The following is a 10996-nucleotide window of genomic DNA, read 5'->3' on the forward strand; positions in this document are numbered from 1 at the left end:
ATGGATAATGAAGCTTTAATAGATTCTTTTTCAGATTTTAAATATGAAAAAAATATAGATAGAGTAAATCTTATGGCTATTTTAGAAGAATCTATCCGATGCGTTTTAAGAAAAAAATATGATTCATCTAAAAATTACGACATTATTGTAAATCCAGATCAAGGAGATTTAGAGATATGGAGAAATCGTATAGTAGTGAAAGATGGAGAAGTAAAAGATATAAATAAAGAAATAGAATTATCTACAGCTCGTAAAATAGAGCCTGATTTTGAAATAGGAGAAGAAGTAACAGAAAAAGTAGAATTACAATCTTTGGGACGAAGAGCTGTTTTATCTTTGAAACAAAATTTGTTTTCAAAAATCAACGAATACGATAATACAAATACTTATAAGAAATTTAAAAACAAAATAGGAGAAATCATTAATGTTGAAGTATATCATATTTTGTCTAAGCAAATTATTATGAGAGATGAAGAACAAAACGAAATGTTTTTACCTAAACAAGAACAAATTCCAAGTGATTTTTTTAGAAAAGGAGATCCAGTTAGAGCATTGGTTAAACGAGTAGATTGGAAAGACAATAGGCCTTTCGCTATTCTCACTAGAAGAGATGAAGCTTTTTTGGAAGAACTTTTTAAATTAGAAATACCAGAAGTCTCTGATGGTTTAATTACAGTAAAAAAAGTTGCACGTATACCAGGTGAAAAAGCTAAAATTGCTGTAGAATCTTATGATGATCGTATAGATCCAGTTGGCGCCTGTGTAGGAATGAAAGGATCTAGAATTCATCCTATTGTTAGAGAACTGAAAAATGAAAACATAGATGTCATAAATTATACTTCTAATACACAATTGTATATTACAAGGGCCCTAAATCCTGCTAAAGTTTCTATGATGGAAGTTAATGAAGAACATAAGTATGTCAACGTATATGTAAAACTTGAAGAAATATCAAAAGCAATTGGAAAAGGTGGGCAGAATATTAGATTAGCTAGTCAATTAACTGGATACAAAATTCATATATTTAGAGATTTCCCTTATGAAGATGATGTAGAACTAACAGAATTTTCTGATGAAATAGAACCAGAAGTATTAGAAAGATTTCATAAAGTAGGCTTAAATACTGCTAAATCTGTTTTAAATTACAGAAAAGATGATCTCAGCAAACGAACCAATCTTGAAGAAAAAATAATAACCAAAGTGGTTTCCATATTAAAAAAAGAATTTGAAGAAGAATTCAATATAAATACATAAGTTTTTTGGAGTAAATTTTTATTTTTGTTCTTACACATTTTATATATGTTTATATGACTGATAAAATCAGATTAAAAACAGTATTAACCCAATTCAATATTTCTTTACAAAGAGTAGTTCGTTTTTTACAAAAAAAGGGAATTGAAATAGAACATAATCCTAATGCAAAAATAGAAGGACAAGTCTACAAATTTCTTGTGCGAGAATTTCAAACTTATAAAGAAATACGAGATGAGTCTGAGAAAGTATTTCTGCAAAAAAGGATGGAAAAAGAAAAAATAAAAGAAGAATTGTTAAAATCAAAGCATATTCATGCTCCTCAAATTATACGTGCTAAGTCGGATAATTTAATTGGGTTCAAAAAAATAGGAAAAATCAATATTGATATATTAGACAAAAAATATGACACTAAAGAAGAAAAAAAAAATAATTTGCATAAACATAAAAAAGTAGAAAATAAATTTAAGGAGAATAAACCTGAACACATCGACACTATCTATCAAAAATTAGATGGGGTTATGTTAACAGGAGATAGAATTGATTTATCTCAATTTGAAAAAAAAAGAACTAAACAAGAAAATCACATTAAAAAAAAACGAAAAAGAATTAAAAAAGAAATTTTTATTGATGAAATGAGAAATATTCCTGTCAGGAAAAAACAGGATAAAGAAAAAAAAACTTCTTTTAAACATTCTTCTGAAAAGAAAATAGATAAGTCTAAGAGTAAAAAAAATTCAAAAAAATCAGGAATTACTGATGAACAAATAGAGAAGCAAATTAAAGAAACTTTGGAAAAGTTATCATCTAAAGGAATAAAATCAAAAGCTTCAAAAATTAGAAAAGAAAAACGTCAATACAAAAAAGAAAAAAGACTATTGCAAAATGAAATAGAAAATGAAAAAAAAGAAAAAACACTAAAGGTCGCTGAATTTACAACAGTTAACGAATTAGCATCCATGATGAAAGTTAATGCAACTGATGTCATTGTTTCTTGTATGTCTTTAGGAATAATGGTGACTATGAATCAAAGATTGGATGCAGAAATATTAACTTTAGTAGCAGATGAATTTGGATATAATGTAGAATTTGTTGGATTAGATTTAGAAGAAGCAGTTCAAGATGATAAGGATTTAGAGGAAAATTTAAAACAAAGACCTCCTATTATCACTGTCATGGGACATGTAGATCATGGTAAAACATCTTTATTAGATTATATTAGAAATACTAACGTTATTGCTGGAGAAGCTGGTGGAATTACTCAACATATAGCGGCTTATAGTGTAAAATATTCTGAAAATCAGAGCATTACTTTTTTAGACACTCCAGGTCATGAAGCGTTTACTGCTATGCGTGCAAGAGGTGCTCAAATAACAGATATTGCAATTATAGTTATTGCAGCAGACGATCAAGTTATGCCACAAACTAAAGAAGCTATCAGTCATGCTCAAGCTGCTAACGTCCCCATTATTTTTGTATTTAATAAAATGGATAAACCCAATGCAAATTCTGATAAAATTAGAGAACAATTAGCGAATTTAAATTTTTTAGTAGAAGAGTGGGGAGGAAAATATCCTTCTCAAGAAATATCAGCAAAATTGGGAACTGGAGTGGATAAATTGTTAGAAAAAGTTCTTTTAGTAGCTGAATTATTAGATTTAAAAGCTAACCCAAATAAACCAGCAATAGGAACAGTCATAGAAGCTTCTTTAGATAAAGGAAGAGGATATATCACGACTTTACTTTTACAAGGAGGAACGTTAAAGGTTGGTGATTATGTATTAGCCGGAAGTCATCATGGAAAAGTAAAGAGTATTTTAGATGAACGAGGAAAATCCATTCATTCAGCGGATCCATCAAAACCCATTACTATATTAGGATTAAATGGAGCTCCTACTGCAGGAGATAAATTTAAAGTTTTTCAAGATGAAAAAGAAGCAAAACAACTTGCTTCTAGAAGAGAGCAATTACAAAGAGAACAGAATATACGAGCTCAAAAACATCTTACATTAGATGAGATAGGAAGACGTATTGCACTAGGAGATTTCAAAGAATTAAAAATAATTCTTAAAGGAGATGTAGACGGTTCAGTAGAAGCTATTGCTGATGCTCTTCAAAAATTATCTACGGATACTATCATGGTAAATATTATTTACAAAGGAGTTGGTCAAATAACAGAATCTGATGTATTATTAGCAAGCGCTTCAGACGCAATCATAATAGGATTTAATGTTCGTCCTAATATTGGGGCTAAGAATATAGCCAAAAAAGAAAATATAGAAATACGAACTTACTCAATTATATATGATGTGACTAATGATATCCAAGAAGCTATGGATGGAATGCTTTCTCCTGAAATAAGAGAAAAAATATTAGGAAATGCTGAAATAAGAGAGATTTTTAAAATTCCAAAGATAGGAACTATAGCTGGATGTATGGTCGTCGAAGGAAAATTATTACGTCAAGCAAAAGTAAGATTGATTCGAGAAGGAATTGTTATACATAATGGGGAGTTTACTTCTCTAAAACGTTTTAAAGAAGATGTTAAAGAAGTTTCTAAGGGATATGAATGTGGTTTTGGAATCAAGAATTATCATAATATAAGATCTGGAGATCTTGTAGAGGTTTATGAGGAATTGTCTACAGAAAAAAAAGTTAAATAAATGTATAGAACACATAATTGTGGTGAATTGTGCGAAAAAGATATTGGTAAAGAGGTCATATTATCTGGATGGATTCAAAAAAAAAGAAATTTTGGATCTCTATGTTTTATAGACATTAGAGATTATTTTGGAATAACACAACTTATTTTTTCTAGAAAGTTAATAGATAAAAAATTTTTTTTGGGAAAAGAATTTTTAATTAAAATTAAAGGAAAAGTAGTTGAAAGATCATCCAAAAATTACAAGATCCCTACAGGAAAAATAGAAATTTTAGTATCTCAGATAGAAATTTTGAATTCTTCTCTTCCTACTCCTTTTACTATTGAAAATCAAACTGATGGAAATGAAGAAATTAGAATGATATACAGATATCTTGATATAAGAAGAAATACTATAAAAAACAATTTGATTGTTCGTCATAATCTTGCTTTAGAAATACGAAATTTTCTTTCTAAAAATGGGTTTTTAGAAATAGAAACTCCTATATTGATAAATTATACACCAGAAGGTGCTAGAAGTTTTGTCGTTCCATCTAGAACACATATTGGAAAATTTTATGCATTAGCTCAATCTCCCCAACTATTTAAACAATTATTAATGATAGGTGGAATAGATAAATATTTTCAAATTGTGAAATGTTTTAGGGATGAAGATGCCCGTTCTGACAGACAAATTGAATTTACACAAATAGATTGTGAAATGTCTTTTGTAGGAGTTAACGACGTATTAACTTTCTTTGAATATTTTATAAAACATTTATTTAAAAAGATAAAAAATATTCAATTAGAAACTTTTCCTTGCATTTCTTATTCTGATGCAATGAAAATGTATGGAACGGATAGTCCTGATATTCGTTTTGGAATGCCATTTATAGAATTAAATAATTTGATTAAAAAAAATATTTCTTTCTTAAAAGAACAAGAATTAGTAATAGGAATCAAGATAAAAAAATGTTATAATGCTTATGAACAGATTAATTATCTTTTAAAAAAAATAGAAAATGAAAATATTTTTTGGATACAATGTTTATCCGATAAAACTTTGCTTTCTTCTAATCCAGATTTTATGAATGAAGAAATTATAATAATTTTTATCAATCATTTTCAAGTTAAACCTGGTGATTTTTTATTCATTTCTTACGGAAGAAAAAGAAAAGCTAGAGAAATACTCGGAAAAATTCGTTTAGAAATAGCTAATCATTTTAATTTAAGAAATCCAAAAATTTTTAAACCTTTATGGATTACAGATTTACCTCTTTTTGAATGGAATGAAAAATATAAGAGATATAAATCTGTACATCATCCATTTACAAGTCCAAAAGAAGAAGATATTCATTTGTTGGAAAAACATCCAGAAAGTATTCGTTCTAAATCTTACGATTTAATTATAAACGGAATAGAAATTGGAAGTGGATCTATACGTATTCATAATCAAAATATACAAAATTTGATTTTTAAACATTTAGGACTATCTGCAAAAGAAATAGAATCTAAATTCGGATTTTTTATCAAAGCTTTTGAATATGGAACTCCACCTCATGGAGGAATAGCTTTTGGGTTAGATAGGTTAATTAATCTTTTAGAAGGGAATGATGACATAAAGAATTTTATTGCTTTTCCAAAAAACAATTATGGAAAAGATATAATGATCAATGCTCCATCTTTTTTGAAAAAAGAAAAATTGAAAGAATTACATTTTCGTTAAATGATTTTTATATCGTAAACAAGATTGTTCATATACAAAAATAGCTTTCTCTTGATTTTTCCAATTTCCTATTTTCACTTTTTTGTTTTCTAGATCTTTATATACTAAAAAAAAATGTTCTATCTCTTTTTTAGTATGTAAAGAAATTTCATCAATACTATTTATTGTATTATAATTTGGATCAGCAATAGGCACACAAATAATTTTTTCATCTTCTCCTTTTTCATCTGTCATAAAAAAAATTCCAATAGGTTTTACTTTTATTAAACAACCCGGAATTGTAGGTTCTGTCAAAAAAACTAATGCATCTAATGGATCTCCATCCATAGAAAGTGTTTTTGGAATAAATCCATAATCTGTTGGATAACTCATAGGAGAATATAAAACTCGATCTAATCGAATGAGATTATTTTTTTTATCAAATTCATACTTATTTCTACTTCCTTTTGGAATTTCAATAAGTACATCAAAATTGACTTTCATATTTTTATATTTTTGTATAACAATTAAATTTTTCCAAATATAAAGCAACTTTTTTAGCAAATCCTCCGCCTAAAACTCCATCTATTACACGATGATCATAAGAATGTGACAAATAAATTTTATGTCTGATTCCTATAGAATCACCTTCTGGTGTTTCTATAATAGATAATTTTTTTTGTATTAAACCTATAGCCATAATGGCAACCTGGGGTTGATGTATAATTGGAGTTCCAAAAAGATTTCCGAAACTCCCAATGTTGCTAATTGTATAGGTACCCCCTTGAGTTTCTTCAGGTTTTAATTGATTAGATTTAGCTCTTTTAATTAAGTCATTAATAATTTTAATTAATCCTCCTAAATTATAAGAATCTGCGTTTTTTATGACAGGAACAATCAAATTACCATTAGGTAATGCTGTAGCTAATCCTATATGAATATTTCTTTTTTTTATTATATTTGTTCCATTAACAGAAATATTGATCATGGGAAGATCCTTAATAGCTTTGACTACACATTCCACAAAAACAGACATTAAGGTTAGTTTTTCTCCTGTATTTTTTTGAAAATCATCTTTCATTTTTTCTCTCCATTTCACAATATTGGTGACATCTGCTTCAACAAAAGAAGTAACGTGTGCAGATATATTTTTGCTGTTGATCATATGTTCTGCAGTGATTTTACGAATTCTATCCATTTCTACAACTTCTTCATTTTCTTTATTTTTATGATCTGATAAAAAAATGTCACTGTATTTAGGCGTAATCATTTTATTTTTTTGAATATATTTTAATATGTCTTTTTTAGTGACACGGCCCTTTTCTCCAGTTCCTTCTATTGTTTCTAATTCGTAAAAACTAACCCCTTCTTTATGGGCAATAGTACGTACAAGAGGAGAATAAAAACGTTTTTTATTTTCTTCCATTGTTTCATCTTCTACAGTAAATTTTTTTAACTTTTCTTCCGTTTCTAAAATTGCTATCGGACTTCCTACCTTAGCCACTTCATTAGGAGAAAATAATTTCTTTTTCAAAATACCATTGACTGGAGAAGAAATTTCAGAATCTACTTTATCTGTAGCTATTTCTACCAAAAGGTCTTCTTTTTTTATAGAATCTCCTTCTTTTTTTAACCAACGAATGATAGTAGCCTCAGCTATACTTTCACCCATGGCTGGAAGGGTCAAATTATAATCGGCCATCTAGATTAATCGTTTTATATTTGCAGATACTAATCAGATTTTACAATCCAATACTAATAAAAATAGAAAACTTACAAGACCAAAAATAATAAATTCATTTTAAAAAATGAAAATTCTTTCTTTAAATCAAATCAGAAGAGCTGATCAATACTGTATTGATTACGAATCAATTTCTTCTATCGAATTAATGGATAGAGCAGCTAAAAGCTGTTTTAATTGGATTCTTAAAAATAGACACTTTCAAGTTAGAAAAGTTCCATTTATCGTATTATCAGGAAACGGAAATAATGGAGGAGATGGACTTTCTTTGGCTAAAATGTTATATTTTTACGGAGCTAAAGTTTCCATATACATTGTGAATATTTCCAATCACTTTTCAAATGAATTTTTAATCAATAAAGATAAAGTATTAAGATATGGCATTCCTTTACAAGTTCTTTGTGAAGGAGAAAAATTTCCTTTATTGGATAAGGAAAGTTATTTGATTGATGCTATTTTTGGAATAGGATTTAATCGATTGATCAACCAATATTGGAAGTCTTTTTTTCATTATATCAATGAAAAAAAGTTTCAATCTGTTTTATCTATAGACATTCCCTCTGGTCTTTTTATGGAAAAAAATCATGATGATTTTACAGGAATAATTAAGGCTACTCATACTTTAACTTTTCAAGTTCCAAAATTACCTTTTTTCTTGCAAGATTATGCAAATTATGTTGGAAAATGGGAAATATTGAACATTGGATGGAAAAGTGATTTTCTTCAAAAAATGCATACAAAAAACTTTTATATAGATGATCAATGCATTTATGCTATAAAAAAAACAAGAAAAAAATTTTCCCATAAAGGAAATTATGGACATGGAATTATTATAGGTGGAAATTATGGAATGATGGGATCTGTTATACTTGCTGCAAAATCTAGTTTACGAACTGGAATAGGAAAATTAAGTGTATATGTCCCTTCTTGTGGATATGAAATTATACAGAATGCTTTTCCAGAAGTTATTGTAAAAACAGATATGAAAAAACATTGGATAAGTAATATTGTTATCCCAACTGATATAAATGCAATAGGAATAGGAATAGGAATGGGGAAACATCCTAAAACTGAATATGCTTTTGAATCTTTTCTATTAAAAATAAAACACAAAAAGATATCTATGATAGTTGATGCAGATGCCTTAAATATATTATCAAATCGATTAAAATTATTAAATCTTCTTCCAAAAAATACTATTATCACTCCACATCCAAAAGAATTTTATAGATTGTTTGGACCATGGAAAAATGATTATCAAAAATTGGATCTTTTAAAAAGAATGTCTATGAAATATAAAATATTTGTTATATTAAAAGGAGCTCATTCCATTATTTCTACTCCCTGTGGGAATCTGTATTTTAACAGTACTGGAAATCCAGGAATGTCAACAGCTGGAAGTGGAGACGTTCTGACTGGAATGATAATGAGTTTATTATCTCAAGGTTATTCTCCAAAAAAATCATGTATAATGGGAGTTTATTTACATGGATTAGCAGGAGATATTGCTTCAAAGAAATTAAGCGAAGAATCAATCATTTCTAGTGATATTATTGATCACATAGGAGCAGCTTATCAGGAAATTACAATTTAAGCATAAATCTATTATAGATCGCAGTGCATGACAAATATAATAAAATTATTATCATTGTTGCTAAACCAATTTTATAAATAAAATCTCCATACTTTATATAAAAAGTTTTCTTATCATTAAGGAATATCCTATCATACAAAACTCCTTCTTTTCCATAAGGAATATGTGATATTATTTCTCCTCTTTCGTTAATGAAACAAGAAATTCCTGTATTAGCAGATCTAGCTATATATTTTCTATTTTCAATAGCTCTGAGACGTGCGTAATACATATGTTGTTTGTGTCCTTGCGAAGTCCCCCACCAACCATCATTAGTAATGATAACCATCAATTCTGCATTTTTTTTAAAAAAATTAGAAACATATTCTCCAAATACAGACTCATAACAAATAATAGGTGCTATTCTTACTCCTAAATGAGGATGCTGAAAAACTGAAGGATGACTTTCTTTTCCAAGTTCCATTACAGTTCCTCCAAAATTGAGTAAGATATTTCCTAATATAGGATAAAAAATTTTTTTATAAGGAAGAGTTTCTACTGCTGGTACTAGTTTAGATTTATGATGATACTCTATATTCTCATTAATTCCTATCTGAATAACTGAATTAAAAATATCTAACCATTGTATATTTTTTTTTGAATTTTCTAAAAAAATAGGAACAGAAGTTGTACTTTTTTTTTCTTGATATAAAGAAAATAATTCCACTCCTGTTATAAATACTGTGTTTGGAGATTTTTTTTGTAAATAATCTCTAAATACAGAGACAATTTGATTGTTGTTTATCTTTTTTATTGGAATTTTATTTCCAGGAAATGCAGTTTCAGGAGCCAATATAATCATGGTTTTTTTAGATATTTTTTGATCCATTAATTTCTTGAATTTTAAAATCAGTTTATTTTTTGAAATATGATATTTTTGATAGTATGGATCAATATTAGGTTGTAAAATTAACGTATTTACAGATCTTCTATATTTTTTTTCTTCATATTTTGTATATATGAGATGTGATATAAAAATCATTAAAAATATTTTTCCTATATTGAAAAAGATTCTTTTATATAAAAAAAGTATATTCTTATTTTTCTCATACTTGAGAATTGATTCTGTCAATCCAATATTGACTGTCCATATCCATACAGATCCTCCTAAAGTTCCAGTATATTCATACCATTGGATCCATTCTATATGATTAGAGAATCCATTCCCTAAGTTTAACCATGGCCAAGATAATTCCCATTCTAAATGCATTTTTTCAAATGAAATCCATAAGCAAACTAAAAAAACATTTCCTATTTTTTTACTTCCTGCATGTTTTTTAATCCATGAGTAAAAAGTAAAAACAATTGACATAAAAAAAGAATTCAATAATACAGGAATTAAATAAGCTTCTACAGCAAAAGTTCCATTAATTCTTTTTGAATAAGAGAGCCAACATGTAGAAATAGCATTCCATATTAAAAAAGTAACAAAAGAAAGAAAAAAAATATAAAAATTTTTCAAGTAGTTTTCTACATATAACAAAGGAATGAAAGCGATGAACAAATACATAGGATTTCCATTAGTAGGCCATCCTAAACTCAATAAAATTCCTGAACAGACACTGTATAAAAAAAATTGAATTCCTCTTATTATATCATATGAAATTTGATACAAAATAAATGGAGCTGGCGGGATTTGAACCCGCGTCCAAACAAGTAGCATAAAAGTTTTCTACATACTTATCCAAAAGTATTTTTTTCGTCTTTATTCAAGTTCTGGATCCAGAATAAAAACTAAGATTCAAAACTATTTCTCAGAAAACTTAAGAATCATCTGTCTTCCTATCCTTATTACTTTTTGTACCTATCAGAAATGATAAGGAACAATATCTGATAGATATTTTGCTTCTGTATTTGTTATGCAGACTAAGCTATAATGAATTTACATTAAGCAGCAAAAGCGTATTGTTTTTCGCCGTTTATTGTTATTTGTAACGCTTGATTTACGTGTAAAACCTTACGTAACACGGTATGCTTTCTTTTATCACTAATCTTGCTGTCAAATCCAAAATCAGCCCCTATATA

7 protein-coding genes and 1 other RNA gene are annotated in these 10996 nt (G+C 27.8%); 4 read left to right on the top strand and 4 right to left on the bottom strand.

Features of this window, described 5'->3' with window-relative positions; genetic code table 11:
* Genes nusA through aspS form a run of 3 tightly spaced genes read left to right on the top strand, consistent with a single transcriptional unit; the run spans position 1 to position 5618 of the window.
* Complete coding sequence (nusA, locus tag H0H67_RS00005) at positions 1-1254, top strand: transcription termination factor NusA (protein ID WP_194295607.1); 1254 nt, start codon at positions 1-3, stop codon at positions 1252-1254.
* A gap of 53 nt (positions 1255-1307) precedes the next feature.
* A complete protein-coding gene (gene infB, locus H0H67_RS00010) occupies positions 1308-3914 on the top strand; it encodes a translation initiation factor IF-2 (protein ID WP_185859318.1) in 2607 nt (868 codons plus the stop codon).
* Entirely contained in the window at positions 3915-5618 is a 1704-nt protein-coding gene (gene aspS / locus H0H67_RS00015; protein ID WP_185859320.1) for an aspartate--tRNA ligase, read from the top strand. It abuts the gene before it with no gap.
* Here the strand turns inward: aspS and H0H67_RS00020 are convergent.
* Both H0H67_RS00020 and H0H67_RS00025 read right to left on the bottom strand, forming a co-directional pair.
* On the bottom strand, positions 5604-6101 hold the full coding sequence (locus tag H0H67_RS00020) for an inorganic diphosphatase (protein WP_185859322.1): 498 nt from the start codon (positions 6099-6101) through the stop codon (positions 5604-5606). The genes aspS and H0H67_RS00020 overlap by 15 nt on opposite strands.
* 4 nt (positions 6102-6105) lie before the next feature.
* Positions 6106-7299, bottom strand: a complete 1194-nt coding sequence (locus tag H0H67_RS00025; RefSeq protein WP_185859323.1) for a dihydrolipoamide acetyltransferase family protein — start codon at positions 7297-7299, stop codon at positions 6106-6108.
* Between the two features lie 106 nt (positions 7300-7405).
* On the opposite strand from H0H67_RS00025, the gene H0H67_RS00030 reads away from it, so the two are divergent.
* A complete protein-coding gene (locus H0H67_RS00030; protein WP_185859324.1) occupies positions 7406-8932 on the top strand; it encodes an NAD(P)H-hydrate dehydratase in 1527 nt (508 codons plus the stop codon).
* Here H0H67_RS00030 and lnt read toward each other — a convergent pair.
* Positions 8922-10634 (bottom strand): apolipoprotein N-acyltransferase, encoded by a 1713-nt coding sequence (lnt, locus tag H0H67_RS00035; protein ID WP_185859325.1) that lies wholly within the window; start codon positions 10632-10634, stop codon positions 8922-8924. The two genes, H0H67_RS00030 and lnt, sit on opposite strands and share 11 nt — an antisense overlap.
* Positions 10590-10990, bottom strand: a transfer-messenger RNA (tmRNA) gene (gene ssrA / locus H0H67_RS00040). The genes lnt and ssrA overlap by 45 nt, the downstream gene beginning before the upstream one ends.
* Positions 10991-10996: the final 6 nt, after the last annotated feature.

Source organism: Blattabacterium cuenoti (assembly GCF_014251575.1).
GTDB lineage: Bacteria > Bacteroidota > Bacteroidia > Flavobacteriales > Blattabacteriaceae > Blattabacterium > Blattabacterium cuenoti_N.

Excerpts from the sequence above, each read along its gene's own strand:
- lnt (WP_185859325.1), bottom strand. The coding sequence starts at position 10,634 with ATGCTACTTGTTTGGACGCGGGTTCAAATCCCGCCAGCTCCATTTATT.
- H0H67_RS00030 (WP_185859324.1), top strand. The coding sequence starts at position 7,406 with ATGAAAATTCTTTCTTTAAATCAAATCAGAAGAGCTGATCAATACTGT.
- H0H67_RS00025 (WP_185859323.1), bottom strand. The coding sequence starts at position 7,299 with ATGGCCGATTATAATTTGACCCTTCCAGCCATGGGTGAAAGTATAGCT.
- aspS (WP_185859320.1), top strand. The coding sequence starts at position 3,915 with ATGTATAGAACACATAATTGTGGTGAATTGTGCGAAAAAGATATTGGT.
- infB (WP_185859318.1), top strand. The coding sequence starts at position 1,308 with ATGACTGATAAAATCAGATTAAAAACAGTATTAACCCAATTCAATATT.
- H0H67_RS00020 (WP_185859322.1), bottom strand. The coding sequence starts at position 6,101 with ATGAAAGTCAATTTTGATGTACTTATTGAAATTCCAAAAGGAAGTAGA.
- nusA (WP_194295607.1), top strand. The coding sequence starts at position 1 with ATGGATAATGAAGCTTTAATAGATTCTTTTTCAGATTTTAAATATGAA.